Genomic DNA, 26,643 nt, shown 5'->3' with positions numbered 1-26,643 from the left:
AAGAAATATTTTATGAATTCTATTCGCACTTATATAATAGCATTGTTTCTGGCTTTTGGATTACAACAAGTTCAGAGTCAATCGTATCATTTTAAAACGTCGGGATTTAGTGTTTTAGAAAAAAATGAAAAAGGAAAGTGGGGACAGTGGTCTGATCTTGATTTGGTTAATCTCTCTGTAGTTTTAGATACTGATAAACACAGGATTGTGGTTTATTCTCAGGAAATACAGCTTTTTAGTATTCTGGATTACATCGAACGAGAAGAAAACGATACTGATATTGTGTATTCTTTTATGTGTAAAGATAATGACGGACGAGAATGCAAACTTTCTATTATTACACGTAAAAAGCAAGATAACCGCAAACAGCTATATATCAACTACGACGATCATATTATTGTTTATAATATTTTTACGGTATAAATTGTTTAAATAATCATTAAAAATAAACCCGACAGGTTTCAAAACCTGTCGGGTTTGCCATATAAAAAACTTAGAATCTTAGTATCTCAGAACCTTAGAAACTTTCCTCTAAACTTCAATCTCCTTAATAAACTCATCATACTCTAAATAAAACATTTCCAGAGCATGCATGTTTTCGTTGAAGAAATCAAAAATAGCATCCCAGTTATTGCGATTGCTAAAACCTACTCCAGGTTTTTCAACCCAAATTCTGCTAATCGTTTTACCACTTTCTAAAGTGTAGTTTTTTTCGAAAACCAAGTCTTTAATAAATTCCTCTTCAAGGATGTTTTTTAAAGCTTCAATCTTTTCAAAATACGCATTTCGTTTTTCGTCGCTGCGATGTTCAATATCAATTAAAACCTGCGCTTTTTTATTGTCTACATAAAATTTAAAAGAGAAATCTTTTATTTTGGTATCATAAAGAACCCATTTTCTTGGATACTTTTCTGCAAAAGCAACCCAAAATTCCCTTTTTATTCTTTGTGATTCTTCTCTGCTGTACATTTTTATGGCTTTGTTTTAGAAAACTTGTAGAACCGCATTTTCTAGAGTATATTTATATTTTAATTTGAAAGTACAAAAATAAACTTTGAATATGGATTTTCAAGATTTTTTGCAATATGTTCCTAATTTAATTCCAGTTGAACTTCCGGCAGAATTGTCACACGCAAAAATGGCACCTCTAGAGCGCATTCAGGCGTTGAAAAATTTAGATATTGACGCAAAAAATCCAAGAATTGCTGCAGTTATGATGTTGTTTTATCCCAAAAACGGAAAAACACATTTAATTTTAATTGTTCGAAATGCATACAATGGTGTTCATTCATCGCAAATCGCATTTCCAGGCGGAAAATATGAATTTACAGATCACGATTATAAGGAAACAGCCTTACGAGAAACCAGCGAAGAAATTGGTGTCAATCCCGAGAAAATCGAAATCATAAAGCATTTTACACCTATGTATATTCCGCCAAGTAACTTTTTGGTGCATCCATATCTGGGAATTGCCAAAGAAGAACTTGTATTTTATCCCGATGCACGAGAAGTTGCGGATGTTCTCGAATTGCCGTTATCTGTTTTTTTAGATGATGAAATTATAATTGAAAGCAAATTATCAACTTCTTACGGAAATGATATTTTGGTTCCGGCGTTTAATATCCAAAATCATATTGTTTGGGGAGCAACCGCAATGATTTTAAGTGAATTGAGAGATGTACTAAAATTTACTTTCTCAGAAAAATCACAATAACGTTAATTTAACATTTTGATAATCATTGAGATACAGATTTATTTCGTAAATTGTATATTAGTATTGCTAAAAGAATAATTTTTGTATGTTTGCGACTTAACCTAAAAAACACAAAAAGACGTTATGGGATTGTTTAAACGAAATCCTTTTGGGCATATATTATTCATCAAGAAATGGTTAATCCGTATTTTGGGAGCCATGACTCATAGAAGATATAGAGGTTTTAATGAATTACAGATTGAAGGATCTGAAATTATTAAAACACTTCCAGACAGAAACGTTTTGTTTATATCCAATCACCAAACTTATTTTGCCGATGTTGTGGCAATGTTTCATGTGTTTAACGCAAGTTTAAGCGGACGTCAAGATACTATTAAGAACATAGGTTATTTGTGGCAGCCAAAAATGAATATTTACTACGTAGCTGCAAAAGAAACGATGCAGGCCGGATTACTGCCAAGAATTTTAGCTTATGTTGGCGCAATTACCGTAGAAAGAACATGGCGTGCGAAAGGCGTTGACGTAACCGAAAAACGTGATGTAAATCCAAATGATACCGAAAATATCCGTATTGCCCTTGAAGACGGCTGGGTTATTACTTTTCCGCAGGGAACAACAAAATCTTTTAAGCCAGTTCGTAAAGGAACTGCACATATAATCAAACAGCATAAACCTATCGTAATTCCTATTGTTATAGATGGTTTCCGTCGTTCTTTTGATAAAAAAGGACTTCGTATGAAAAAGAAAAATATCCTGCAGTCTTTCATTATCAAAGAACCTCTTGAAATTGATTATGAAAACGACACAATCGAAGAAATCGTAGAAAAAGTAGAATATGCTATCGAACAACACCCATCTTTCTTAAAAGTAATTCCAGCCGAAGAAATCAAAGCACAGGAAGAACTAAATAGATTGAGACAGTGGGAGTATTAGGAATTTTAGATTTCTGATTTTAGAGTTTAGATTGTTTTTTTGTTTCAAGTTTCAGGTTTCAAGTTAAAGGAGAGACCTTAGAATCTTAGCAACTTAGAACCTCAGTATCTTAGAAATCAATTTTCTTCAGCTCCTTATAATTCACATACAATCTGCGTAGTAAAGTTCCGTATAGCAATCTGTAGAAGCACCAGAACAATCCAAAGAAACCTAATATTACTAAGGTTAATATTCCAATTGTAGCAAACATTGCTTTTCCGTCTATGGCAAGTTTTTCTCTTAAAAAAGCCATATCAGGATTGTAAACAAAAGCAATAAAGAAACTTAAAATGGATGTAATTACAATCATTCCTAAGTTATACCAAACATAATACTGAACCGTTTTTCTGGTTCTTAAAATGGCACTCATTAATGATTTTGTGGCAACAGTTGTAGAAATTGTAGTGTAGTTTTTGTAAAAAATAAACACGAAAACTAATCCAACTAAATAATTCAAATAAGTTAAGTATTCAAGCGTAACCACAATTTCCGGATGATTTATTTTTCTTAAAACATCATCAGTATTGATAAATAAGTTTGAAAAAGTCCAAAACGAAATCTCCAAAATACTGATAATCAAAATCCATTTCACAATTGAAGATGACTTTTTGTGAATCATTTTATAGATTTCTTTTTCAGAAATTTGTTCAAAAGAATCAGAGTTCTTCTGCCAGTCTTTTTTTAGTAAATCCAGTTCTTTCATAATAATTTTTAAGGATTTAGTATTTTTTTAAGTTTCCCTTTAATTCTGTTCATTTTCACGCGCGCATTCACTTCGCTGATTCCTAAGGTTTCGGCTATTTCCTGATAATCTTTGTCTTCTAAATACATAAAAACTAATGCTTTTTCGATGTCGTTAAGCTGATAAACCGCTTTATACATCAATTTAATCTGTTCTTCCTCTTCGTAGTTGTAATCTACATCTTTTACAAAATGCTGATGACTCTCATAATCTACGGTAGATATGGTTCTTTTGGTTTTGCGATATAAGGTAATGGCTGTATTTAAAGCGACACGATATGTCCAGGTCGAAAATTTACTGTCGCCTCTAAATTTCGGATACGCTTTCCAGAGCTGAATAGTAATTTCCTGAAACAAATCTTTATGAGCATCTTCGCCGGCAGTATACAATCTACAAATTTTGTGGATTATATTCTGATTTGCCTGCAATTGCGCAACAAATGACTGTTCTAGATTTTCGCTCATAAAAGTATTAGTAGTATTGAAATCTATTTTGTTACAAGACTTAATTATTTTTTCGCCACGAATTTCACAAATTTTCACGAATTACTTCTCAAAATAGTAAAGATAAAGTTGAGTTTTAGTTTTTGAAAATTCGTGCTAATTCGTGCAATTCGTGGCAGCCTGTTACAACTGACGTGTTTTGTAATAATTAATCATCAAATCAATAAACTTGCTATAGCTTTCCATTCCATCTTTTTGATTGTTTGATTTTAAGAAACTATCATATATAAAATGAAAACCTTTATCAATAAAAGTATCATATTGTTTCCAAAAATCCTGACTTTCCTGATAGTTTTTTAAAATCCCCGGATTTACTTGTTTCTTTAAAACCTCAAAGATTTTCTCGTTTTTAAACTTCCAGATTCCAAGGCAGTATCGCAAAGCAAAACTATATCCCGAATATTGATAATATAAATTGTCATTTTTTACAGTTGCCAAAACCCCAATAAAATTGCATTCATTCTCACTCGCAAAACCTATTTGATGTGCCATTTCATGAGATGCTGTAAGCGGAAAAGAATACATCGGTAATAAATTATTTACCTGCGCTTCATTTGTAAACGGATTCAAATAACCGCCAAATCCCATATAAGTTAAGGGTACACTAAACAGCGATTTTTTTACGCTTAAAGTTTTATATTTAAAATAAGGATGTTCTTGGGCTAAATTATCATATCCGTTAAGATTCATCTTAAAAACCTCTTGCTGAGAATAAGGAAAATTGATTTTTTCGCCTTTATTTTTTGTGATTTTAAACTGAACTTCATTCGTTTTAGCAATCAGTCTTTTTGTAAAGGCCAATAAATCAGCATCAGTATATTCTCTTTTGATTTCCATTTTTTCGAAAAGAGGTTTACGATAATAATTGAAAGCCCAAAGAAGATGAAAGAAAAAGTAAAAAACAGAAATTTTACCTGTGATTTTTAAAAGATGATCTTTCCAGTCTGTTTCCCATGTTTTTCGTATTCTCCAAAACCAGCTTATCATAGATAAAATTAAAACTGCGTAAATACAATCACCGACAGAAAATGAAATTTTGCCTAAAAGTACTCGTGAGAAATGCGAAATTCTGATGTATAAATTATTGCTGTAAAGACCTTCCACAAAATCAGGGAAAAAGGGCAGAATTTTTAAAAAGATAATCTGAACTAAAAGAAATAGAGGAAGGAGATATTTTGATTTCACAGCTTAAATTTTGGATACGTAAATATAATTACAATATTGAATGATTAAAAAAAGTTCGCCACGAATTCCACTAATTTTCACGAATTATTGATTTGTTTAATTTTAGAGCCATTATAATTTGTGCTAATTCGTGGAATTCGTGGCAAAAAAAAATATAAACTTTGTAACTTTGACATTCTTAATTGTTAAACTTCAAACAAAATATAATGAGTCAGGAAATAAGAAATCTGGAACCAAAAGCACTTTGGAACAAATTTGCAGATTTAAACGCCGTTCCGCGTCCGTCAAAGAAAGAAGAGCGTGTAATCGAGTTTATGAAAAACTTTGGAAACAGCTTAGGTTTAGAAACTTTTGAAGACGAAATTCGAAATGTAATCATCAGAAAACCGGCAACTCCGGGAATGGAAAATCGCAAAGCCATTGTAATGCAAGGTCACTTAGACATGGTTCATCAAAAAAATGCTGATACCGTTTTTGATTTTGATACGCAGGGAATCGATATGTATGTTGATGGTGACTGGGTTCGCGCTCGCGGTACAACACTTGGTGCAGACAATGGGTTAGGAGTGGCTACAATTATGGCAATTTTAGAAAGTAAAGATATTCCGCATCCTGCAATTGAAGCTCTGTTTACAATTGACGAAGAAACAGGAATGACTGGTGCTTTAAATTTAAAAGGAGGAATTCTTCAAGGACAGATTTTATTGAATCTGGATACGGAAGAAGATGATGAAATTGATATTGGATGTGCTGGTGGAATCGATGTAACGGCTACAAGAGGTTATAATGAAGAAGAAGTTCCGGAAAGCTCTGTTGGATATACTATTACCGTAAAAGGCTTAAACGGAGGTCACTCAGGAATGGATATTCATAAAGGTTTAGGAAACGCCAATAAAATAATGAACCGTTTATTATTTGATGGTTTTGAAAACTTTGGATTACAGGTTTCTGAAATTAACGGAGGAAGTCTTAGAAATGCAATTCCGAGAGAAAGTGTTGCTAAAGTAATTATTTCTCAAATGTTTGATGAAGCTTATGTATATGATATGCAGGAAATTATTGCTGACATCAAAGCAGAATACAAAACGACTGAACCAAACCTGTCTATAGAAATTGTAAAAGGTGATTTACCTGAAAAAATAATGGATTTAGGTGTTCAGGAAGGAATTGTCAGAGCGATTTATGCGGCACAAAATGGAGTTTATAGAATGAGCGCTGATATGGCTGATTTGGTTGAAACTTCAAATAATATTGCTCGTGTAGTTGTAAAAGACGGAGAAATTTTAGTGGGATGTCTAACACGTTCTTCTGTAGAATCTTCAAAATTTGATTTGGCTAATTCTTTACGATCTGCTTTTGAATTGGTTGGGTGTGAAGTTGAACTTTCTGGTTCTTATCCAGGATGGACTCCAAACGTAAATTCAGAAATATTAGAAGTTTTAAAAGATATTTACGAAAAACAAAATGGTGAACAGCCAAAAGTTGTGGCTTGCCATGCTGGTTTAGAATGCGGAATTTTAGGCACAAATTACCCAGATATGGATATGATTTCTTTTGGACCAACCATTCACGGAGCACACTCTCCAGACGAAAGAGCCAGCATTTCATCTGCTCAAAAATATTGGAAATTTGTATTAGAAATTCTTTCGAACATTCCGCTTAAATAATCTTAGTTTACAGTCGCAATATTCAGTCACAGTTTTCAGTTTCCTTAGAGACTGAAAACTGTGACTGCGACTGAAAACTTAATCCCTTTTAGGAGTATTTTTCTTCTCTCTCTTTTCTTCTTTTTTTTCTTTAGCCGTTTTTAACGGTTCTTTTTTTGCTGTTTTTTTAGCATCTTGACCTTTTGCCATAATGTATTGATTTTATTTGTTTTACTGTTTTGTTATAGTAAATATAGCTTTTTAAAAAATCATAAGGCATAAAAAAATCCCCAATTTTAAAAATTGAGGATTCGTATGTTTTTGTAAAAGGGAAATTTTAATTCCTTTTTAATACTTTATATTGTTCGTAGCAGCCGCTTATGGCATCTAAAATCTGTAAGTCATTTGCAGACTGAATAAAAGCATCAGAATAGTTGCAGCGATGCATGATTTCAGGAATTTCATCTTTGCTGATTCCTAATAAAACGGCAATAGTTTCACGATCGTATTTAGTTTCTAAAAGATTTCTAATCGTATCGTCTTTTTTCATGTCCTTGAGTTTTTTAAGCTCCCGGCTGTTTTTCCCGAAGAAATTATAAAGCATATCGGCTGGATTAAAAATAGAACCCAATACCTTTCCAAAAGCATTTGGAGAATATTCACCCGCTTCATAACCTTGTGTAAGACCCGAAATACTGTAACGGTAGTTTTCTTTGGTTGGAATTAATTTTGAATCAATTTCAAGATAACCAGTTAAATTAAAAGGGGCAATGATAACTTCTTCAAGAGCAATTGCTTTTTCGGTAAGCTGAATTCGAGTCACTTTATTTTTTATCCAGTCATTTGTTACTCTGATTCTAAGAGATTGAAATCCTAAAAGAGAAAAATGAATTGTATCATTAGGCTGTACATCAATTTCAAAATACCCTTTTGCATCAGATTTTGCGCCGCGTACTTTGTTGGTGTTAATGATATTTACATTTGGAAGAGGTTGTTTACTATCATCGTTTATAATATAACCTGAAACCCTTTGCGGAGTTGTAGATTCAGCATCTTGTGCAAAACTTATGGCAGAGAATAGTAAAAAAAAGAAAACTGCGAAATATTTCATATCCTGATTTAAAGCACTAAAAGTAGTAAATAGAGATTAAATATTTCGTAGTCTTCGAATATAATTATCAGAAAATTAACAAAGTCAGCAATGTTGCTTTTTGTGTTTAAATAAAAAGGGATCAGGAAGGTTGAGTTGTATTGTTTTAGATTACAAAACTCATTTCTAGAGATTAAAATTTACCCATTGGTCGTAAAAAAACATTTAACACATAGAAACATAGGTTTTATATGTGTAAAAGGATATAAAAAAAACTTGTTTCTAACACATAGCTCTCTATGTTTGTTTTAAATAAGTGAAACGCCTTTTTTGAGAGTGCTAAATCTATGTTTCTATGTGTTAAAATTAATTATACTCAACGGGTTAGGATTCTTAATGAAAAAAAAATCCCAAATTCCATTTATGTCAGGAATTTGGGATTTCGTATTTTAAGATATTAAAGTATTAATCTCTTCTTGGTCTTCTTGGTCTTGGTGAATCACCAAAGCTTTCAGAACGTCTTGGAGCTCTGTCAGAACCACCTTCGTTTCTTGGAGCAGAACTTCTAAAACCACCTTCTCTTTTTGGAGCAGATGAATTTCTGTCGCTTCTGAAACCACCTTCTCTTGGAGCAGAGTTTCTGTCGCTTCTAAATCCGCCGCCACCAGAACCTTCACGTCTTGGGCCGAAACCTCCAGAACCTTCTCTTCTTGGTCCGCCAGAACTACGTCCGCCGCCACGGTTGTTGTGGTCACGTCTTCCTCCGCCGTCATTTTTAGAAATTTCAACATTAATACGACGTCCTTCTAACTGAACGTTGTTTAAAATGTCCATTACTTTATCAGTATGCTCAGGATCAGTATTAAAGAAAGAGAAACCTTCTTTAACATCCACTTTGAAAACGTCATCACGACCTAAGTCTAATGTTTCTTTCAAGTAATCTTTAAGAGACATCCAGTCGAAATTATCTCTGGAACCAATGTTTACAAAATAACGAACTGCTCCGTTGTTATTGAATTCTCTTGGCTCAGAATCGTTTCTTTCACGTCTTTCTCCAGAAGATTGAGTAGAGATATCTCTATTCTTTTTGTAGTAAGCAATGAAACGGTTAAATTCTACCGAAACCATTTTCTTAATCAATTCTTCTTTAGATAAACCTTCAAGAACATTGTTAATAGCTGGTAAATAGTTGTCAATTTCGTGATCAACCTCAGTATCTTTAATTTTATTAGCTAAGTGTAATAATTGAATTTCGCAGATTTCGATTCCAGATGGAATAGTTTTTTCTTCGAATTTTTGTTTGATGATTCTCTCGATAGAAGAAATTTTACGCAACTCACTTTTTGTAACAATTACAATAGAAGTTCCTAGTTTTCCAGCTCTACCAGTACGACCAGAACGGTGGTTGTACGTTTCGATTTCATCAGGTAATTGGTAGTTTACAACGTGTGTTACGTTATCAACGTCAATACCACGTGCAGCAACGTCAGTAGCAACAAGCATCTGAATTTGTCTTCCACGGAAAGATTTCATTACACCATCACGTTGAGCCTGAGATAAATCTCCGTGCAACGCAGCAGCGCTATATCCATCTTCAATTAATTTTTCAGCTACAGCTTGTGTATCTCTTTTAGTACGACAGAAAACCACAGAGAAAATATCTGGATTTGCATCGGCTAAACGTTTTAAAGCTTCGTAACGGTCACGTGCATTTACTAAGTAAAATTCGTGAGAAACTGTTGCAGAACCAGAGTTCTTAGTACCAACAGTAATTTCAACCGGTTCGCTCATGAATTGTTTTGCAATTCTGGCAACCTCTTGCGGCATAGTTGCAGAGAACAACCATGTACTTTTTTGATCTGGAGTATCTGATAAAATAGATACGATGTCTTCATAGAATCCCATGTTTAACATCTCATCAGCTTCATCAAGAATACAGTAATCTATATTTTTAATGTTTACTAAACCTCTGTTAATCATGTCTTGCATTCTCCCCGGAGTAGCCACAATAATTTGTGCGCCTCTTTTAATCTCTCTGGCTTGCTCTGTAATACTAGCCCCGCCGTAAACTGCTACCACATTAATACCTTTTTCGTATTTTGAGTAGTTTTTAAGTTCGTTGGTAATCTGTAAACAAAGTTCTCGTGTTGGCGATAAAACTAATGCTTGTGTGTTTCTATTGTCAGCATCAATTTTTTGAATTAGCGGAAAACCGAAAGCTGCCGTTTTCCCTGTCCCTGTCTGAGCCAACGCAACCATATCTGTGTCTTTTTCCAATAATAGGGGAATCGCCTTTTCCTGTACCTCTGACGGATTTTCAAATCCTAGATCTAAAATCGCCTTCAGTAACGATTCATTCAATCCTAATTGTTCAAATTTATTCATATGTGTTTTTAAAATAGGGTGCAAAATTACTGTTAATTATTCAGATAAACTAATGCTATTTTAAGATTTATAGATTTGTTATGATTTGATTATCAAAAAGTTATGTTTAGGGTAAAATCATTTTTCAAAGAAATCAAAAAAAATACGTCGTGAAATATCAATTTTGCCCAATAAAATGTTGTATTTCAAACAATTATTTTCTTGTGTTCAGGAAATCAATAAGTTGCTCAGTTGCCTTTGCGCGATGACTGATTTTATTTTTAATTTCTGAAGATAATTCGGCAAAAGTCTCCTTATAATTTTCCGGCTGAAAAATTGGATCATAACCAAAACCATGATTTCCGGCTTTAGCCAAAGTAATATTTCCTTTTGCCAAACCCGTAAAAAGATGCTGTTTTCCTTCTAAATTTAAAGCAATAACGGTCTTGAACTGTGCGCTGCGGTTTTCTTCGTTTTTTAAAGCCTCCAAAAGTTTGTTCATATTATCATCGGCATTTTTTTGTTCGCCCGCGTATCTTGCAGAATAAACGCCCGGTTCTCCGTTTAAAGCTTTTACTTCTAAACCTGTATCATCAGCAAAACAATCATAACCATAATTTTCGGTTACATAATTGGCTTTTAAAATCGCATTGCCTTCAATAGTATCAGCAGTTTCAGGAATTTCTTCGTGACAGCCAATATCTTCTAAACTTAATAGTTGGATAGATCCATTTAGAATACTTTGAATTTCCTTGATTTTATTTAAATTATTGGAAGCGAAAACCAGTTTCATATTTTGTATATTTAAAAGTAAGACTATTTTAAACACAAATTTAGAATTCTTATATTTGATAGTTACCTAAAAATAAAAATAAATGCAATTATCTGTACTGTATAAAAAAATAATGCCTTTTGTAAAACCGTACAAAAAAATGGTAATTGCCACTTTACTGCTTACCTTTTTGGGCTCGTTTGCAGCACAGGTAAATGCTGTAATATTAAAATATACAGTTGATGCCATCAATAATTTAATGGTGGCGCACGAACCTTTATCAAAAGGATTTCATTTATTAGAGATAATAAGTATCGTGCTGCTTACTAAAGAATTAGTAAACTCAATTGTACAATTCGGACAAAAATTTTATGGAGAAAAACTCCGAATTTTTATAACCCGCGATATTTCGCAGACAATTGTAGAAAAAATTCTAAGTTACAGAATGGAGTTTTATACTTCTGATGAAAATGAAAGCGGAAAACTCCAAACCAGAATCGATCTCGGTATAAGCAGTTTAACACGATTGGTTCAAAACTTTTTTATTGATATTCTGCCACTGTTTGCTAATGCTTTTGTGGCTTTGGTTATTATGTTTTATGCCAATGTTTATGTGGGTTTGGTAAGTTTATGTATTATCCCGATTTACTTTTATATCAGCCAATTGCAAGCCACAAAACTGAGCGGTTTCAGACGAAGAATGCGTAATTATCGCGAAACCAAAAACAACGGAATCATTAGTTTAATTGAATCCATTACCGTTATTAAATCTTTCGTTCGCGAATCGACCGAAGCTGATCGTCATGAAAAAATTCAATATGAAATGACAGAAAATCAGCTGGCAACCAGAAAAACCAGCTTTATTTTTGAAAGCATAAAAAGCTTCGTTGAACAAATAGGAGTGGTGATTATCATCATTTTAACCGCTTATTTTGTTTTGAATAATCAAATGACAATTGGTGCAATCATGTTTCATATTATGTTGTTTAATAATGTTTCGTCGCCAATTCGACAGTTACACCGAATTTATGATGAAGTAAACGATGCCTTAATTTATTCTGAAGGATTTTTTGATATTTTAGAATCAGAACAGGAAATAGAAACCAGCGGGACTTATATACCGGAAAAAATTACCGGATTGATTGAAGTAAAAAATGTAGATTTTGTTTATCCAAACGGAACTCAGGCACTTTACGATATTAATTTTACGGTTAAACCGAATGAAACGACTGCTTTGGTTGGATTAAGCGGAGCCGGAAAAAGCACGATTATTAATTTATTAGATAAATTTTATCTGCCTTCATCCGGACAAATATTTTTGGATGGAATTGATTTAGTGGATTATGACACCGATTTTCTGCGTAAAAATATTGGTTTGGTTCTTCAAAAAAATCACATTTTTAAAGGCACAATAGGAGAAAATATTTTATACGGAAATCCCGAAGCTTCGGAATCTGAAATTATTGAAGCGGCAAAACAAGCCTACATTCACGAACAAATTATACAATTGCCAAAAGGTTACGATTCGGATGCGCATTTACTTTCCGGCGGACAACAGCAGCGAATTGCTATTGCAAGACTTTTTCTGAAAAACCCGCCTATAATTTTTCTGGATGAACCAACTGCGAGTCTTGATGCAATTGCTACAGAACAAATTAAAAAGTCTTTAGATGCCATTAAAAAAGACAGAACTGTAATTATAATATCGCATAGTATTTCTCAAATTATCGACGCCTCAAATATTATTGTTTTAGAAAAAGGAAGATGCGTTGAAAAAGGAACACACGACGAATTGTACGATAATAAAGGAGCATATTACCAAATATTTATGGCAATGGCAAACAGTTTAAATATTGAAAAAATCACGCAGACTTTTGATTAATACGATTCAGAGTTATTTTTTCGATAAGAAAAACAAAAGCGATTCCAAAAGTATAAGCTAAAATATCTGACCACAGAAAACCTTGTCCTAATACATATCTTCCAAAAAGTGTTTTTCGAAGTTCAATAATCCATTCTGCCTGATAAAGTTGTAAAAACTCAATGCAGTAACATAGTAAAAGAGAAAATAAAGCAACTATAAAAGCTTTTTTCATCGGAAGAAATATTCTAACCAAAAAATAAATCATAACCGCATAAAGAGCATCGCCAATCCATAAAGGAATAAAGTGGATTTTTCTTGAAATGATTCCGAGAAGAATAGTGCAAAGAAATAAAATGAAATATTGTATTCTGGGTTTTTTCAAAGTTTTAATAGGCTTGGTTGAGAGCAAATATAGGTCAAATCTTAAAAAGCTGGATTTAATGGCGCTCAGATGACGCAGATTTAAACAGATTTATTTATTTTTATTGATTGACTTGCGATGCGTAAAAGTACAGTAACCATGAAGTTTGTCATTCCGAGGAACGAGGAATCGCACTAGAGAATCGACAAAGATTGGAGGCTTGCTGTTGTGGAGTTTCTTGTGCGATTCCTCGTTCCTCGGAATGACAAAATAATCCGTTTAGATCAGCGTCATCTGCGTGCCATCACATCCAGCTTCGCAGCTAATGTTAATGCGGTTGCTTCGTTCCTCGCAATGACAATCATATAGCAAAAATAAATCTGTTTAAACCAGCGTCATCTGCGTGCCATTACGTCCAGCTTAGTGCAATTGCTTCGTTCCTAGCAATGACAAAAAAGTACATTTTTAGGGAACCAAAAATACAAAGACTAAAATAAGTTTACTTTATTTCATAAATTTATCAGTTCTAAAAACTATCTATTTAAAAATAACCACATGAATGCAAAATTTTTCGCTCTGATTACCGCTTTATTACTTGTTGGAAATCAGGGTTATTCTCAAAAAGACAATTCGTTTAACGTTAAAAAACAATTGGAGTATTGCGCAGAGCAGGCTTCAAAAACATTAAAAGTGATTCCGGATGACGGAACTTCACCAAGAACGGTTCCGAATGGGAGCAAAGACTGGAAATTTGTAAATTATAAAGATTGGACAAGCGGATTCTGGCCTGGAGAATTGTGGTTTTTATACGAAGCAACAAAAGATAAGAAATGGGAAAAAGAAGCCGATAAATTTAGTCGCTTTTTAACGCCTTTGTCGGTTAGTAAAGCTGCCGATCACGATTTAGGTTTTCAGATTTTTAATAGCTTCGGAAACGGATACAGATTAACTAAAAACGCAGCATACAAAGAAATTATTCTAAAAACAGCCGATACATTGGCAACACTTTTTAATCCAAAAGTGGGAACAATTCAGTCTTGGCCTCACAATAAAATGGGCGGACACAATACCATTATCGATAATATGATGAATTTAGAATTGTTGTTTTGGGCTTCTAAAAACGGCGGAAATAAAAAGCTGTACGACATTGCAGTAAAACATGCCGAAACAACAATGGCAAATCATTTCAGACCAGATAATACTTCTTATCACGTTATTATTTATGATTATGAAACCGGCAAGAAAATAAAAGGTAGAACGGCTCAGGGATATAGTGACGACAGTATGTGGGCACGCGGACAAGCGTGGGCGATTTACGGTTTTACAATGACTTACAGAGAAACAAAAGATCCTAAATTCCTTGATTTTGCTCATAAACTAGCTCGTGTTTATCTGGATAAATTAACAACAGAAGATTTAGTTCCGTATTGGGATTTTAATGCGCCAGATATTCCAAATGCTCCAAGAGATGCTTCTGCAGCAGCAATTGTTTCTTCGGCACTTTTAGAATTGAGTTCTTATACAAAAGATAAAACACTGAAAAACGAATATCTGACAAAATCTAAAAAAATGATTGTGTCACTTTCAGATAATTACCAGAGCCACGATGTGAATTCAGCATTTTTATTGCATTCAACAGGTCATAAACCTGCCGGAAGCGAAATTGACTGCTCTATAAATTACGCAGATTATTACTATCTTGAAGCACTTTTAAGACTTCAAAAACTGAAATAAAAATTTTAAATTATGATTAGGAAAGTAAGCCAGATTTTGTGTGTGGTTATGATGATTTTGACGCTTGTAAGCTGTAAAAACGCAAAACAAAAACTTCAGGAATATGTAACGACTTATAACAGTACAGCTGCAAATTTTAAGGCTGAAGATGTTACGCTTACAACGGCAAGAGGTTATATTAATGATGATAAAATCGAATTGCGGTTTGAAACTAATTTGGAGCAAAACGCAGCGAATAAAGCAAAAGCAGAATCATCGTTTCCAAAACTGTTGAAAGAAATGATCAATAAAGATCAAATTCCTAAAGAACTGGTTGAAGAAGGTATTCAGTTTGATGCTTATTTTTTAGCCGATGATAATACGGTTTTTGTAAAACAAATAATCAACAAAGAATCTTTGGCTGAATTACTAAAATAATATTCAGATTATAACATTTATCAAATCCTCTTTAAACAATTTTAAAGAGGATTTTTTTTAGTTATTAAGTTAATTCTTTTCATTCTTTCGTCGCGATAACCTATTTGTAGTTAAATAGTTACATTTTAATATTTTGCGACTTCGTTTTGTTTTTGTGTTATAATTTCATTATGTTTGAGTTAAAAATAAACCAAAAACCTAAAAAATTATGAAAAAAATTACCCAAATCGCATTTGCTTTTGCAATTGCATTATTGCTGGTAAGTTGTAAAAATACCAAGCAAAAAATTCAGGAACATGTAAGTACCTACAACAACTCATCTTCCATAAAAGGTAACGGGATTACCAGTACTTCTGCGAAAGCATTTTTAAATGATAATAAAATTGAAATTAGAATTGAAACCAACTTAGAAGGTGATGAAGCCAATAAGCAGGCTGCAGCCGATTCATTTCCGGATTTGCTAAAAGAAATGATTAAGAATGATCAAATTTCTACAGAGTTAATAGGCGAAGGTGTAAAGTTTGATGTTTACTTTTTGGCCTATAATAATATTATTTTAGCTAAAAGAACAGTTGATAAAGAAGAATTAGCGGTTTTAGAAGGAACTGCAGAAGGAAATAAAGAAACAGCCAAACTTTAAGTTAAAATTAAAGTATTGAAAATAGCCTCTTTGTAAATCAGAGAGGCTATTTTCTTTTCGTTAAGAATAATAATTTTTGTTGGATTAATTCTAGCATTAAGTTATGTTTGTGTAAAAGTCTACCTAATAAAACCTATAAAACTATGATCAAAAAAATTACCCAAATCTCATGCACGATTGCTATTGCTTTGTTTTTAGTAAGCTGTAAAAATACCAAGCAAAAAATTCAGGAATACGTTAATACGTTTAATAATTCGAGTGCACTTTTTCACAATGATATTATCAGCAGCGCAAGTGCAAAAGCATTTTTAAATGAAAATAAAGTTGAAATAAGAATTGATACTAATTTAGAACAAAACGAATCGAGTAAATCTATTTACAACCAAATGTTCCCGGCTTTACTTGGTGAAATGCTGAAAAGTGATAGAGCTTCAATGGAACTAATTAGAGAAGGAGTAACATTTGAAATGTTCTTTTTAGCCAATAACAGTACTATACTTGCTGAATTGAAAGTGGATGAAAAGGAGTTAAATAAAATTTTAAGCAAAAATAACACTCCTGTTGTAGACAGAAAAGAACTTTCAAGTTCTGGCATGAATCCAGAGATGCAGCAAATGTTGGCCATAATGAACCAAAATATGCCAATTGTTAATGAAGACGGAACAAAAATAATAAAAATTGAAATTAGCGATAAAAATGAATTGGTTTATAAAATAGAAGTGCCAAAAAAATATTCTGAATTGCTTAAAGGGGAAGGAGCAAAGGTTTTAATGAAAGAAAGTATTTTAAGAAGCAGTGATTTAAAAACCATTCTGGGTTCTATACAGCGTTATAACATTACGACAATAAAATATCTATATCAGGATGCTAAAGGAAATCTGGTAAATGATATTATTTTGACTGAAAAAGACCTGAAATAATCATGGATGACAGATCAACCTGGCGAACCGTATTAAGTGTTTTATCGGTTATAATTTTGGGCGGAAGATTGTTGTATACTTGTTCCAACATGAATAAACCCCGTTATGAAAATGATCCTGTAATGGAAAGTTTTCGAAATTCTCAGGAAGCCATGAAAGAGAATTTTAGACAGCATCAGGAAATGCAAAGGAAAATGTCAAATGCTATATTATATTCTAATTATGAAACTTTAGATAGTTTATCGGCTTTGCAAAAAGATAATTACGGTATTCAAAAACTGGAGAAAGATTCACTAATATACATTGCATTAGATACTCAGATAAAAATACCAAAGGATTTTTATCTTCAAAACAAACACGATGATTCCTTGCGAATGGCGTTTAAATCGCCGGATAACCTAAATGTTTTTATTCATGATTTTGAATCGAAGGCAGAAATAGAACCAAGTTTTAAAACATTAAAAAACAGTGCTAATCTGCAAAAGTTTAAAGTAGAAAATACTATTGGAGACGTTAAGGCAATATCATATAAAATAACCAAAGAAAGTAAAAGATATAATGGTTATGCTTTATGTTTTAAAAATGACGGATATCTTAATTTCTACGAATTTGAAAGCAATAAACTTCCTCTTGATAAATTAAAAGGACGCGCTATTGAATTCTTTTCTCAAAATATGAAAGAGAAGAAATAAACTTCTTAAAATTAAAAAAGCCTCTTTGAATTTACAAAGAGGCTTTTTTAATTTTAATTACGTTTCGTAACGTTTGTCAAATTATCAGGGAAATACAATTCTGATAAATTGGTAAATTCATCACCACGCATAAAGATATTAATATCTACATCTGCAAAAGATGTTTTTCCGGCTGCAGCCAAAAGTTCGTTTGCAGAATGAAGTGTGTTTTTATGAAAATGATAAACACGATCTGATTTATCGGTTACAACCAAACCTTTCATCAGCATTTTATTTTGAGTGGCAACTCCCGTTGGGCATTCATTATTATGACAGCGTAAAGCCTGAATACAGCCTAAAGAGAACATGAAACCACGTGCGCTGTTACACATATCTGCGCCTAAAGCAACGGCGTGCAAAATAGAATATCCAGAAATAATTTTTCCACTTCCAATAATGCGTATTTTGTCGCGAATATTTAAACCAATTAATGTTTTGTTTACGAAAATAAGAGCCGGTTCAAAAGGCATTCCTACGCCATCTGCAAATTCTAACGGAGCAGCTCCGGTTCCACCTTCGGCACCATCAACAGTAATGAAATCTGGGTAAATATCTTCGGCGATCATTTCGTGGCATATTGCTTCAAATTCAGCCGTGTTTCCTATACATAATTTAAAACCAATAGGTTTTCCATTTGATAAATCACGTAATTGTTTCACAAAATGCAAAAGCCCTTTAGAATCAGAAAAAGCATGGTGTCCGGGAGGAGAAAGAATCATTGTGTGCGGTTCAACACCTCTAATCTTAGCAATTTGCTCTGTATTTTTTGCCGCCGGAAGCACACCGCCATGTCCTGGTTTTGCGCCTTGCGAAAGTTTAATTTCAATCATTTTAACGTTTGGAAGATTGGCTTTTTCCGAGAATTTTTCAGGGCTGAAATTTCCTTCGGCATCACGGCATCCAAAATATCCGGTTCCTATCTGCCACGTAATATCTCCGCCGCCGGCAAGATGAAATTCAGTTAAACCACCTTCACCTGTATTTTGGTAAAAGTTTCCTTTTTTAGCACCAATATTTATGGCACGAACCGCATTTTCGCTTAATGAACCAAAACTCATGGCCGAAACATTAAATAAAGAAGCTAAATAAGGCTGTTTGCAATCTTTTCCGCCCACTAAAACACGAGGTAATTCTTCATTTACTTTTGCCGGAAAAATAGAATGCTTGATACCTTCATAAGTTTCCGTATTTAAGTTTTGCTGTGTTCCAAAAGGCGTACTCGAATCAATATTTTTTGCTCTTTGATAAACAAGTGAGCGCTGGTTTCGTGAAAAAGGTTTTCCATCTGTAGATCTTTCGATGAAATACTGCTGAATTTCCGGGGCAATCATTTCAAATAAATACCTGAAATAACCCAAAACCGGAAAGTTTCTTAAAATGGCATGTTTTTTTTGAGAAGCATTATAAGCTCCAATAATCAATAAAATTGGGATAATAAAAACAAGTAGATAACCTCGACCTGTGTAATGATAAATTGCAAGAACAATTAGAAACAATAAGAATCCGTAAATAAAGAATTTTTTTCTCATGTTTAAATAATAGTAATAAGGTAATAATTTAATTAGTTGTACCGTAATCGAACATAGACGTGTTTAATGCCTTTTTTATCCGATTCTCTTTCGTCGATTTCCAAAATATCCGTTAATGATTTCAGCATTGGCGTAAGCTTAGAATAACCATAATTTCGTGGGTCAAATTCTGGTTTTTTCTTTACAATCAAATTGCCCACATCGCCAAGAAATGCCCAGCCGTCATCATCTTCAATATCTTCAATTGTAGCTTCAATAAGTTCAATGGTTTGTTTGTCAACTTTGTGAAGTGCTTTCTCAGCAGGTTTTTCTACAGGTTTTTTGGTATCTGCTGCGGTTGCTTTTGGTTTTTTCTTTTGAATGGCACCGTCCAGAACCTCAATATAAATAAACCTGTCGCAGGCAACGATAAAAGAACTTGGGGTTTTCTTTTCACCAATGCCAATTACTTTCATCCCAGATTCACGAAGTCGAATCGCCAAACGGGTAAAATCGCTGTCGCTGGAAACAATACAAAAACCATCTAATTTCCCCGAATAAAGTAAATCCATTGCATCGATAATCAATGCCGAATCTGAAGAATTTTTCCCAACTGTATAACTATATTGCTGAATGGGAGTAATGGCATGCTCTAATAAAACTGCTTTCCATCCGTTTGCATTTGGCTTGGTCCAGTCTGCATAAATACGTTTTGTTGTTGGAGTTCCAAACTTTGCAATTTCTTCCATCATCCCTTTTACATTGCTGTAGGGCACATTATCGGCGTCAATAAGAACAGCTAATTTTAATTCTTTTGAGTTGCTTACAGGCATTTTTTAGATATTAGAAATTAAGTACAATCAAAGTTAAAATTAAAATTCGTTTTTAGGTGAATTTGTTGGTGAATAAGTGTTTTTGACCGTGTTAATTATTTTGGTTATAAATAAGGTTTCTGTTAGAAAAATTAATTAAGGATAAATTTGTCTTTTATAGAGGATTTAAATATATTTGTAAGAAATTAATCAATCAGTATATGTTTTCAAAAGCATGTGAGTACGGAATTAGGGCTTCTATTTTTATAGCAACCAAATCTTCAGAAGGAATTAGGGTTGGAATAAAAGATGTTGCCAAAGAAATTGATTCACCGGAACCTTTTACAGCCAAAATTATGCAGATTTTAACCAAAAACGGAATCATCTATTCAGCAAAAGGAGTAGGAGGAGGTTTTGAGGTTTCGAAAGAAGCATTAAAATCAATAAAATTAATTCAGATTGTTGATGCAATTGACGGAAATACTATTTATAAAGGCTGCGGAATTGGCCTGAAAGAGTGTTCAGAAATTCATCCTTGCCCTGTGCACAATCAATTTAAAAAAATACGCGAGCTGCTTTTGGCAATGCTTACTAATACTACTTTAGAAGAGCTGGCACTTGGCGTAAATGCTGGGGATTATTATTTAAAAATCTTTAATAAAACCGAATAAATCTTATAATTTAAATATACAGTAATGAATAAAAAAGTCACAATTTCGATGGTAATGCTAATGGGATTTTTAGCAATAACTTCTTGCGGAAAGAAAGAAGCAGCTCCTGCCGATGAATCTACAGAAATAAATGAAACAACATCAGATGAAGGTGTAAAACCAGAAGCAGGCGTTGAAAATGTTTTGGTTATTGAAGGAAATGACCAAATGCAGTTTAATAAAACCGAACTAAAAGCAGTTGCAGGAAAACCGATCAAACTTACTTTAAAACACGTTGGTAAAATTCCAAAAGAAGCAATGGGACATAACTTGGTAATCCTTCAGCAAGGAACAGATGAAAGTGCTTTTGCTGCAAAAGCGATCGAAGCAAAAGCTACAGATTATATTCCAACTTCTGAAAAAGCTTCAATCGTTGCCCACACAAAATTATTGGGCGGAGGTGAAGAAGATACTATCGAATTTACAATTGATAAAAAAGGAACCTATAACTTTTTATGTACTTTTCCTGGTCACGTGGCTATGATGAAAGGTGTATTAATTGTAGAATAAATCATAAAACTCCAAGCCTGATTTTGGTTTGGAGTTTTTTTAAATACTAATAAAAGATAATTTTATCTTTTATTAAAAATAGAAATATATTAATATTAATTTTTACGAAAAATGGAAAATTTAAAAAACAAAACAATCGGTTCATTTGTGGCTCAGGATTATAGAACTGCGGCTGTATTTTCTAAATATAAAATAGATTTTTGCTGTAAAGGAAACAGAACCGTTTCTGAAGTTTGTGAAAAGGAAGAAATTAATTCTGATGCATTGCTTCAAAGCATTTATGATGTTTTGCAGTCTGAAAATAGCAACGGCATCGATTTTAATTCCTGGCCTTTAGATTTATTGGTAGATTATATAGAAAAAACGCATCACCGTTATGTGGAAGATAAAACACAAGTTCTGTTGAGTTTTCTGGATAAATTATGCAGCGTTCACGGTTCAAATCATCCTGAATTATTTAAAATAAATGAATTGTTTATTGGATGTGCAGGAGAATTGGCGCAGCACATGAAAAAGGAAGAACTGGTTTTATTTCCTTTTGTAAAAAGAATGGTAAAAACGAAAGAGGCTAACGGAGTTTTATCGCAGCCTTCTTTCGGAACGGTTTCAAATCCAATCGCCATGATGATGCACGAACATGAAAATGAAGGCGACCGTTTTAGAGAAATTGCTGAGCTGACTAATAATTATACGCCTCCGGCTGATGCATGTACAACTTATAAAGTGACTTATGCAATGCTTAATGAGTTTGAAGAAGATTTACATAAACACATTCATTTAGAGAATAATATTTTGTTTCCAAAAGCGGTTGCGCTGGAAGAGGAATTTGCTTAACTATAATTTTAACTAGAGAAAAACACTGATAAATTCTAGTTATGGAGCATTATCGGTGTTTTTTATTAGAATGAACTTAAAAAAATTAAACACATAGAAACATAGGTTTTAGAAGAATTATAAAAAGAGAATTTAAAAAATCTAGATTTTTACACATAGCTATGTTTGTTTATGCAAATGAAATGCCTTTTTAAGCTTGTAAAATCTATGTTTCTATGTGTTTAAAAAAATATGCGTTATGAATTTCCGAAAAACCTGGATAATCTGTTGTTTCTTTAATTTTTTAATAGCTTCCGCATTTGGGTTATTAATACGGTTTATGTTTCTTTTTCCTTTAAATTTTATAAACTACAGTTTTATACTTCATGCGCATTCTCATGCTGCTATGCTAGGCTGGGTTTACATGATTATTTATGTCTTGGTAATTCATTTTTTTATTCCGAAACAAAAAAGCCGGAAACCTGTATATAATAGATTGTTTTGGTTAACAGAACTTTCTGTAATAGGAATGATGCTTGCTTTTCCTTTTGAGGGTTATGGGCTCTTTTCTATTGCATTTTCGACAATGCACATTTTGCTGAGTTATCTTTTCTGCCGATTAATTTGGAAAGATCTTCCAAAACAAAAAACGTCTTCACAAAGACTTTTAAGTGTTTCTGTTTTATTTATGGTTTTTTCTACTTTAGGAGTTTGGTGTTTGGGTCCTGCAGTAAGCACATTAGGAAAACAAAGCGCCTTTTATCAAATTGCGATTCAATTTTTTCTGCATTTTCAGTTTAATGGTTGGTTTTTATTGGCGGTTTTAGCTTTGTTTTTAAAACAATTTCAGCATAAAATTGAAGAAACCGACTTTAGAAAATTCTATATTATTTTGATTGTTTCAACAATTTTAACGGTTTCATTTCCCATACGCTGGTTTGTTGAGTGCAATGTTTTAAGCTGGATAAATACCTTTGGAGTTGTATTGCAGCTAACAGCTTTTATTTATTTCTATAAAATGCTCAGGCCTCAAATAAGCGATTTTAAAGCTAATTTAAATAAAGAGGCTAAAAAGTTTTACGGTTTAGCATTATGTTCTTTATTTTTAAAAATAGGAATTCAATTGCTGATTATCTTCCCAAATATTGAAACAATTTCACACCAAGTCAGGAATTTTGTAATTGGATTTATTCATTTAACCAGTTTAGGAATTATTACTGGATTTGTGTTTGGAATATTACTTCAGAATAAAATGCTTTCGAGTGATTCTTTATCTTTAAAAATGGGAGTGAAATGTTTTATTTTTGGATATGTTGGGACAGAAGTTTTATTGTTTTTACAAGGAGGATTTTTCCTTTTCAATAAGGGAACAATTTTAGGTTATTTCCAAAGTATATTTGGTTTTAGTTTATTGCTGGTTTTAGGATTAATATTGATTACGGCATCTGCTATAAACAAAAAACAAGAGTCGATCCATTCCTAAAATCTTCTCTTGTTTTTTCACTAATCAACCTATTCAAAATTTTAAATCTTCTCTGCTTCTTTATTTATAGTTTCAATTGTTTTTTCATTGTTTACACCTAAACCTTCCTGCTGAAAAACTAACTCTCCTTCGGGATTAAAAACGCTTATAATATTAGAATGCGAAAAATCTACAGGAGATATTTGTTTATAATTAACGGCCAAAACTGCTGCAAATTCGCGTGTGTTTTCATCAGATGAACGAAGAAAAAGCCACGGTTCCTGATTCATTTTATTAGCAATTGCAAAAGTTTTTAATCTTTCGGGCGTATCTGTTTTAGGATCAATACTTACTAAAATAAGTTTTACATTTTGTTTGGTGTTTTTATTGAGTTTTGCTTCAATATCTCGCATGTCTGCAACTAATCTGGGGCAGGCGGCTTTACAGCTTGTGTAAATCATTACCATAACCAGCACATTTCCTCTCAGGCTTTTTAGTTCAATATCGTTTCCGTTTTGAGTCGTCCATTTTGAAGGAAGATTATAGATGGATAAATCACTTATTTCCTTTTTTGTTACTGCAGTATCCTTTTTATTTTCTTTACAGCTCTGCAAAGAAAACAGAAGAATGAAAACCGCAATTATTGTTTTTTTCATTGAAATTAATTTAAAGATTAACTTTTGGTTTTGTTGAACTGGCGCATCTAAAACCAAGATTTCGGGTTGAATATTGCGCTTTAAGACTTCCTCTAAAAGCGTAGCGCATAAATGCTGCATAATCCATTAAATCGGATGCATTTACAGAAGCGCTTCCACAGAATAAATTTTTATCGCTACTTTTATCCTTTCTCGATTCTCCGGATAAAAAAATGCTGTTAAAGTCAGAAGTCCATTCCCAAACCAAACCATGCATATCATAAACTCCCCAATAATTTTTAAACGTTTTTCCTACTTCATTTTCATACGTTTTCGACTTTTCGTACCAGGATAAAATGTAATTATTGAATTCTTTTTTGATTCTGGCATCCACTGTTTTTGCATCGGCCATCGCTGCATATTCCCATTCATCCATTGTGGGCAAACGTTTTCCCTGACATTCGCAGTATTTTTTTGCAGCAAACCAGGAAACAGCAGTTATAGGCGAATTTGATTTTGAACTGCCAAAATCAAAATCATTTTCCCAGTAAGACAAATACGTTTTATCGGCAAAAATCCCCTTGATTTTCGATTTGCTATATGTTGGATTTTTTTTGATGAAATTCAAAAACTCAGCATTGGTAACAGGATAAATGTCTAAATAAAAAGAGTTTACAAACACGGGTTTTTTAGATGAGGCTCCGTAAAGAGGAACAAAACGTCCCTCTTTTATCAGAGCCATTCCAATTTCCTGCGCTATTGTTACGCCTGTAAACATCAGGAAAAAGGTAAGAATGAAAATAAATTTTTTCATGCTTTATTTTTGATTGTTATCGCAGTGCTTTTACCATTTCCGGAGTAACTTCTGTTTTATTATTTCCCCAGCTGTTATAGATATACGTAAGCACATTAGCTATTTCATCATCAGATAAATTTTGAGCCGGCATTACATTATTGTATTTTTTTCCGTTCACGCTTACTTCTCCGGTTAAACCGTGTAAAATTGTTTTAATAGCACGTTTAGAATCAGCATTTAAATAATCTGATTTTGCAAGAGGAGGAAAGGTATTTGGAATTCCCTGCCCTTCAGATTGGTGACAAGCGAAACAAGTGGTGCCAAAAATTTGTTTTCCAATTTTTATTCTCTCTTCGGCAGTTCGTTTAGGTGTTGCAGTTTTTGCAGTTGCATTTTCAGGCATTTTTTGAATGGTTCCGCCTTCTGGCAGATAAATTCCTTCCTGAATCGTTCCAGAATAAATGTTTTTATTTTCTTTTCCTTCTACTTTCAACATTCCTAAAGCTCCTTTATTAAAGGCTCTAAAAATAGAATGGTCAACCAGAATAAAAGTTCCCGGAGTTTCTACCTTAAAATCGACAATTGCAGCGCCTCCGGCCGGAATCAAAGTTGTTTGAACGTTTTTATTAATTACAGTCCCGCCTTCGACATGAACGTGATCAAATATTTCTCCAATAACATGAAAAGACGATACTAAGTTTGGACCGCCGTTCCCCACAAATAAGCGTACCGTTTCTCCCACTTTTGCTGTTAACTCATTTCCGTTTGTAAGCGAACCTACTTTTCCATTAAATACAACATAATCAGGTGTTTCTTTTACGGCTTTATTCATGTCAAATGGCTGCAGGCCTTTTGCGCCATATTCGCCCTGCGTATAAAAATCGCCCTGCATCACATAATATTCCTTATCAACAGGAGGAAGTCCGCCTTCTGGTTCAACCAAAATCAAACCATACATACCATTTGCAATGTGCATTCCAACAGGCGCTGTTGCACAATGATATACATACAGTCCCGGATTGATCACCTTAAAGCTGAAAACTTTTTCATGTCCGGGAGCAACAAGTGAAGAAGTCGCCCCGCCGCCAGGTCCGGTTACAGCGTGTAAATCAATATTATGCGGCAGTTTATTATCCGGATGGTTTTTTAAATGAAATTCTACTTCATCACCCACACGCGTTCTGATGAAACTTCCCGGCACAGAGCCTCCAAATGTCCAATACGTATATTTTACACCATCAGTCATTGTGCCTTCCTGCTCTTTGATTTCCATGTTTAATTTGAGTTTCATGGCAGTTCTGTTTCCAACAGGTTTTGGAACCATTGGAGGGGCTGTAAGTTCAGCATTCATTTCTCCTTCGGTCATTATATCAGTATAGTTTACTGATTCTTCTTTTTTACAACTTCCTAATAAAATCGTAAAAAGTAAGCATAACAACATGTTCATTTTAATCGAAATGTCATTTTTCTTTTTCATAAGGTTTTGGTTTTATTTAGTTTTAAATCAGGAGTAAAAATAAAAGACTATTTTATCTTTTATCATGATAAAAGTCATGAAATACTTACTAATAAAACCTTTATATTAAATTATTGTGTACACTTTTATTACAGTTAACTGTTTTAAATTCAATTCTTTAAGTATGTGTAAATTTTTTGTAAATTAATATTTTGATATTTTTTTAATAAAAACAAATGCTCAACTCCATTTTAGAATAATAATCATTATTTTTGCGACCTGTATA

Annotated in this window: 27 protein-coding genes; 14 read left to right on the top strand and 13 right to left on the bottom strand. The window is 33.1% G+C overall.

The window, feature by feature from the left end; all coding sequences use genetic code 11:
* Positions 1–12 precede the first annotated feature (12 nt).
* The gene (locus ACODSB_RS14850) at positions 13–423 is read left to right on the top strand and encodes a hypothetical protein (protein WP_053473745.1); all 411 of its coding nucleotides are present in this window, start codon (positions 13–15) and stop codon (positions 421–423) included.
* 108 nt (positions 424–531) lie between these two features.
* Here the strand turns inward: ACODSB_RS14850 and ACODSB_RS14845 are convergent, their stop codons facing one another.
* On the bottom strand, positions 532–969 hold the full coding sequence (locus ACODSB_RS14845) for a DUF4268 domain-containing protein (RefSeq protein ID WP_309841343.1): 438 nt from the start codon (positions 967–969) through the stop codon (positions 532–534).
* Positions 970–1,060: 91 nt separating this feature from the next.
* Between ACODSB_RS14845 and ACODSB_RS14840 the strand changes: the two genes are divergently transcribed.
* Together ACODSB_RS14840 and ACODSB_RS14835 are read left to right on the top strand one after the other, a co-directional pair.
* Positions 1,061–1,714, top strand: coding sequence for an NUDIX hydrolase (locus ACODSB_RS14840; protein WP_488937619.1), 654 nt, complete (start codon positions 1,061–1,063; stop codon positions 1,712–1,714).
* 123 nt (positions 1,715–1,837) lie between these two features.
* Positions 1,838–2,647, top strand: coding sequence for a lysophospholipid acyltransferase family protein (locus ACODSB_RS14835; RefSeq protein ID WP_180861407.1), 810 nt, complete (start codon positions 1,838–1,840; stop codon positions 2,645–2,647).
* A gap of 109 nt (positions 2,648–2,756) precedes the next feature.
* On the opposite strand, the gene ACODSB_RS14830 is transcribed toward ACODSB_RS14835, so the two are convergent.
* From ACODSB_RS14830 to ACODSB_RS14820, 3 genes are all read right to left on the bottom strand, one after another.
* Complete coding sequence (locus ACODSB_RS14830; protein WP_053473741.1) at positions 2,757–3,389, bottom strand: DUF8845 family protein; 633 nt, start codon at positions 3,387–3,389, stop codon at positions 2,757–2,759.
* An 8-nt stretch (positions 3,390–3,397) separates the two neighbouring features.
* Positions 3,398–3,892, bottom strand: a complete 495-nt coding sequence (locus ACODSB_RS14825) for an RNA polymerase sigma factor (RefSeq protein ID WP_007810116.1) — start codon at positions 3,890–3,892, stop codon at positions 3,398–3,400.
* 162 nt (positions 3,893–4,054) lie between these two features.
* Positions 4,055–5,116, bottom strand: coding sequence for a DUF3810 domain-containing protein (locus ACODSB_RS14820; RefSeq protein WP_488937618.1), 1,062 nt, complete (start codon positions 5,114–5,116; stop codon positions 4,055–4,057).
* Between the two features lie 206 nt (positions 5,117–5,322).
* Here ACODSB_RS14820 and ACODSB_RS14815 point away from each other — a divergent pair, with 206 nt between their 5' ends.
* On the top strand, positions 5,323–6,783 hold the full coding sequence (locus ACODSB_RS14815; protein WP_488937617.1) for an aminoacyl-histidine dipeptidase: 1,461 nt from the start codon (positions 5,323–5,325) through the stop codon (positions 6,781–6,783).
* Between the two features lie 316 nt (positions 6,784–7,099).
* On the opposite strand, the gene fjbamP4 is transcribed toward ACODSB_RS14815, so the two are convergent.
* The 3 genes from fjbamP4 to ACODSB_RS14800 all read right to left on the bottom strand — a co-directional run bounded on the left by fjbamP4 (position 7,100) and on the right by ACODSB_RS14800 (position 11,009).
* Complete coding sequence (gene fjbamP4 / locus ACODSB_RS14810) at positions 7,100–7,873, bottom strand: protein BamP4 (protein ID WP_073482686.1); 774 nt, start codon at positions 7,871–7,873, stop codon at positions 7,100–7,102.
* A 444-nt stretch (positions 7,874–8,317) separates the two neighbouring features.
* The gene (locus tag ACODSB_RS14805) at positions 8,318–10,237 is read right to left on the bottom strand and encodes a DEAD/DEAH box helicase (RefSeq protein WP_053473735.1); all 1,920 of its coding nucleotides are present in this window, start codon (positions 10,235–10,237) and stop codon (positions 8,318–8,320) included.
* A 193-nt stretch (positions 10,238–10,430) separates the two neighbouring features.
* Positions 10,431–11,009: a non-canonical purine NTP diphosphatase gene (locus ACODSB_RS14800; protein ID WP_488937616.1), complete on the bottom strand. Its 579-nt coding sequence runs from the start codon at positions 11,007–11,009 to the stop codon at positions 10,431–10,433.
* Between the two features lie 82 nt (positions 11,010–11,091).
* Between ACODSB_RS14800 and ACODSB_RS14795 the strand changes: the two genes are divergently transcribed.
* Positions 11,092–12,870 (top strand): ABC transporter ATP-binding protein, encoded by a 1,779-nt coding sequence (locus tag ACODSB_RS14795; protein WP_488937615.1) that lies wholly within the window; start codon positions 11,092–11,094, stop codon positions 12,868–12,870.
* On the opposite strand, the gene ACODSB_RS14790 is transcribed toward ACODSB_RS14795, so the two are convergent.
* Positions 12,851–13,234 carry a ribosomal maturation YjgA family protein gene (locus tag ACODSB_RS14790; protein WP_488937614.1) on the bottom strand — a complete coding sequence of 128 codons (384 nt, stop codon included), beginning with the start codon at positions 13,232–13,234 and terminating at the stop codon, positions 12,851–12,853. The genes ACODSB_RS14795 and ACODSB_RS14790 overlap by 20 nt on opposite strands.
* Before the next feature lie 534 nt (positions 13,235–13,768).
* On the opposite strand from ACODSB_RS14790, the gene ACODSB_RS14785 reads away from it, so the two are divergent.
* The 5 genes from ACODSB_RS14785 (at position 13,769) to ACODSB_RS14765 (ending at position 17,616) form a co-directional block, all read left to right on the top strand.
* Complete coding sequence (locus ACODSB_RS14785; protein ID WP_108422188.1) at positions 13,769–14,947, top strand: glycoside hydrolase family 88 protein; 1,179 nt, start codon at positions 13,769–13,771, stop codon at positions 14,945–14,947.
* A 12-nt stretch (positions 14,948–14,959) separates the two neighbouring features.
* On the top strand, positions 14,960–15,364 hold the full coding sequence (locus ACODSB_RS14780) for a hypothetical protein (RefSeq protein WP_488937613.1): 405 nt from the start codon (positions 14,960–14,962) through the stop codon (positions 15,362–15,364).
* 208 nt (positions 15,365–15,572) lie between these two features.
* Complete coding sequence (locus ACODSB_RS14775; protein ID WP_053473729.1) at positions 15,573–16,004, top strand: hypothetical protein; 432 nt, start codon at positions 15,573–15,575, stop codon at positions 16,002–16,004.
* 143 nt (positions 16,005–16,147) lie between these two features.
* A complete protein-coding gene (locus ACODSB_RS14770) occupies positions 16,148–16,924 on the top strand; it encodes a hypothetical protein (protein WP_488937612.1) in 777 nt (258 codons plus the stop codon).
* Between the two features lie 2 nt (positions 16,925–16,926).
* Entirely contained in the window at positions 16,927–17,616 is a 690-nt protein-coding gene (locus ACODSB_RS14765) for a hypothetical protein (protein ID WP_488937611.1), read from the top strand.
* Positions 17,617–17,669: 53 nt separating this feature from the next.
* On the opposite strand, the gene ACODSB_RS14760 is transcribed toward ACODSB_RS14765, so the two are convergent.
* Entirely contained in the window at positions 17,670–19,184 is a 1,515-nt protein-coding gene (locus tag ACODSB_RS14760) for an FMN-binding glutamate synthase family protein (protein WP_053473727.1), read from the bottom strand.
* Between the two features lie 32 nt (positions 19,185–19,216).
* Positions 19,217–19,996, bottom strand: a complete 780-nt coding sequence (locus tag ACODSB_RS14755) for an NYN domain-containing protein (protein WP_053473726.1) — start codon at positions 19,994–19,996, stop codon at positions 19,217–19,219.
* Positions 19,997–20,196: 200 nt separating this feature from the next.
* Here ACODSB_RS14755 and ACODSB_RS14750 point away from each other — a divergent pair, with 200 nt between their 5' ends.
* From ACODSB_RS14750 to ACODSB_RS14735, 4 genes are all read left to right on the top strand, one after another.
* The gene (locus ACODSB_RS14750) at positions 20,197–20,646 is read left to right on the top strand and encodes an RrF2 family transcriptional regulator (protein ID WP_073482666.1); all 450 of its coding nucleotides are present in this window, start codon (positions 20,197–20,199) and stop codon (positions 20,644–20,646) included.
* A gap of 24 nt (positions 20,647–20,670) precedes the next feature.
* Complete coding sequence (gene azu / locus ACODSB_RS14745) at positions 20,671–21,195, top strand: azurin (protein WP_488937610.1); 525 nt, start codon at positions 20,671–20,673, stop codon at positions 21,193–21,195.
* 111 nt (positions 21,196–21,306) lie between these two features.
* Positions 21,307–22,029 carry an iron-sulfur cluster repair di-iron protein gene (ric, locus tag ACODSB_RS14740; RefSeq protein WP_053473723.1) on the top strand — a complete coding sequence of 241 codons (723 nt, stop codon included), beginning with the start codon at positions 21,307–21,309 and terminating at the stop codon, positions 22,027–22,029.
* Positions 22,030–22,348: 319 nt separating this feature from the next.
* Positions 22,349–23,491, top strand: coding sequence for a hypothetical protein (locus tag ACODSB_RS14735; protein ID WP_488937609.1), 1,143 nt, complete (start codon positions 22,349–22,351; stop codon positions 23,489–23,491).
* A 41-nt stretch (positions 23,492–23,532) separates the two neighbouring features.
* Here the strand turns inward: ACODSB_RS14735 and ACODSB_RS14730 are convergent, their stop codons facing one another.
* From ACODSB_RS14730 to nirK, 3 genes are read right to left on the bottom strand one after another with little or no spacing between them, the layout of a single operon-like run.
* The gene (locus tag ACODSB_RS14730; RefSeq protein WP_488937608.1) at positions 23,533–24,126 is read right to left on the bottom strand and encodes an SCO family protein; all 594 of its coding nucleotides are present in this window, start codon (positions 24,124–24,126) and stop codon (positions 23,533–23,535) included.
* Positions 24,127–24,136: 10 nt separating this feature from the next.
* On the bottom strand, positions 24,137–24,919 hold the full coding sequence (locus tag ACODSB_RS14725) for a formylglycine-generating enzyme family protein (protein WP_488937607.1): 783 nt from the start codon (positions 24,917–24,919) through the stop codon (positions 24,137–24,139).
* A gap of 16 nt (positions 24,920–24,935) precedes the next feature.
* Entirely contained in the window at positions 24,936–26,378 is a 1,443-nt protein-coding gene (nirK, locus tag ACODSB_RS14720; protein WP_256634052.1) for a copper-containing nitrite reductase, read from the bottom strand.
* Positions 26,379–26,643: the final 265 nt, after the last annotated feature.

Source organism: Flavobacterium sp. FG68, assembly GCF_057808895.1.
Note: the sequence above shows the minus strand (reverse complement) of the source record. Positions and strands in the feature narration are given on the sequence as shown.

What these genes read in the sequence shown, in the direction of transcription:
- ACODSB_RS14850 (WP_053473745.1), top strand. Translation starts at nt 13, where the DNA reads ATGAATTCTATTCGCACTTATATAATAGCATTGTTTCTGGCTTTTGGA.
- ACODSB_RS14845 (WP_309841343.1), bottom strand. Translation starts at nt 969, where the DNA reads ATGTACAGCAGAGAAGAATCACAAAGAATAAAAAGGGAATTTTGGGTT.
- ACODSB_RS14840 (WP_488937619.1), top strand. Translation starts at nt 1,061, where the DNA reads ATGGATTTTCAAGATTTTTTGCAATATGTTCCTAATTTAATTCCAGTT.
- ACODSB_RS14835 (WP_180861407.1), top strand. Translation starts at nt 1,838, where the DNA reads ATGGGATTGTTTAAACGAAATCCTTTTGGGCATATATTATTCATCAAG.
- ACODSB_RS14830 (WP_053473741.1), bottom strand. Translation starts at nt 3,389, where the DNA reads ATGAAAGAACTGGATTTACTAAAAAAAGACTGGCAGAAGAACTCTGAT.
- ACODSB_RS14825 (WP_007810116.1), bottom strand. Translation starts at nt 3,892, where the DNA reads ATGAGCGAAAATCTAGAACAGTCATTTGTTGCGCAATTGCAGGCAAAT.
- ACODSB_RS14815 (WP_488937617.1), top strand. Translation starts at nt 5,323, where the DNA reads ATGAGTCAGGAAATAAGAAATCTGGAACCAAAAGCACTTTGGAACAAA.
- fjbamP4 (WP_073482686.1), bottom strand. Translation starts at nt 7,873, where the DNA reads ATGAAATATTTCGCAGTTTTCTTTTTTTTACTATTCTCTGCCATAAGT.
- ACODSB_RS14805 (WP_053473735.1), bottom strand. Translation starts at nt 10,237, where the DNA reads ATGAATAAATTTGAACAATTAGGATTGAATGAATCGTTACTGAAGGCG.
- ACODSB_RS14800 (WP_488937616.1), bottom strand. Translation starts at nt 11,009, where the DNA reads ATGAAACTGGTTTTCGCTTCCAATAATTTAAATAAAATCAAGGAAATT.
- ACODSB_RS14795 (WP_488937615.1), top strand. Translation starts at nt 11,092, where the DNA reads ATGCAATTATCTGTACTGTATAAAAAAATAATGCCTTTTGTAAAACCG.
- ACODSB_RS14785 (WP_108422188.1), top strand. Translation starts at nt 13,769, where the DNA reads ATGAATGCAAAATTTTTCGCTCTGATTACCGCTTTATTACTTGTTGGA.
- ACODSB_RS14780 (WP_488937613.1), top strand. Translation starts at nt 14,960, where the DNA reads ATGATTAGGAAAGTAAGCCAGATTTTGTGTGTGGTTATGATGATTTTG.
- ACODSB_RS14775 (WP_053473729.1), top strand. Translation starts at nt 15,573, where the DNA reads ATGAAAAAAATTACCCAAATCGCATTTGCTTTTGCAATTGCATTATTG.
- ACODSB_RS14770 (WP_488937612.1), top strand. Translation starts at nt 16,148, where the DNA reads ATGATCAAAAAAATTACCCAAATCTCATGCACGATTGCTATTGCTTTG.
- ACODSB_RS14765 (WP_488937611.1), top strand. Translation starts at nt 16,927, where the DNA reads ATGGATGACAGATCAACCTGGCGAACCGTATTAAGTGTTTTATCGGTT.
- ACODSB_RS14760 (WP_053473727.1), bottom strand. Translation starts at nt 19,184, where the DNA reads ATGAGAAAAAAATTCTTTATTTACGGATTCTTATTGTTTCTAATTGTT.
- ACODSB_RS14755 (WP_053473726.1), bottom strand. Translation starts at nt 19,996, where the DNA reads ATGCCTGTAAGCAACTCAAAAGAATTAAAATTAGCTGTTCTTATTGAC.
- ACODSB_RS14750 (WP_073482666.1), top strand. Translation starts at nt 20,197, where the DNA reads ATGTTTTCAAAAGCATGTGAGTACGGAATTAGGGCTTCTATTTTTATA.
- azu (WP_488937610.1), top strand. Translation starts at nt 20,671, where the DNA reads ATGAATAAAAAAGTCACAATTTCGATGGTAATGCTAATGGGATTTTTA.
- ric (WP_053473723.1), top strand. Translation starts at nt 21,307, where the DNA reads ATGGAAAATTTAAAAAACAAAACAATCGGTTCATTTGTGGCTCAGGAT.
- ACODSB_RS14735 (WP_488937609.1), top strand. Translation starts at nt 22,349, where the DNA reads ATGTTTCTTTTTCCTTTAAATTTTATAAACTACAGTTTTATACTTCAT.
- ACODSB_RS14730 (WP_488937608.1), bottom strand. Translation starts at nt 24,126, where the DNA reads ATGAAAAAAACAATAATTGCGGTTTTCATTCTTCTGTTTTCTTTGCAG.
- ACODSB_RS14725 (WP_488937607.1), bottom strand. Translation starts at nt 24,919, where the DNA reads ATGAAAAAATTTATTTTCATTCTTACCTTTTTCCTGATGTTTACAGGC.
- nirK (WP_256634052.1), bottom strand. Translation starts at nt 26,378, where the DNA reads ATGAAAAAGAAAAATGACATTTCGATTAAAATGAACATGTTGTTATGC.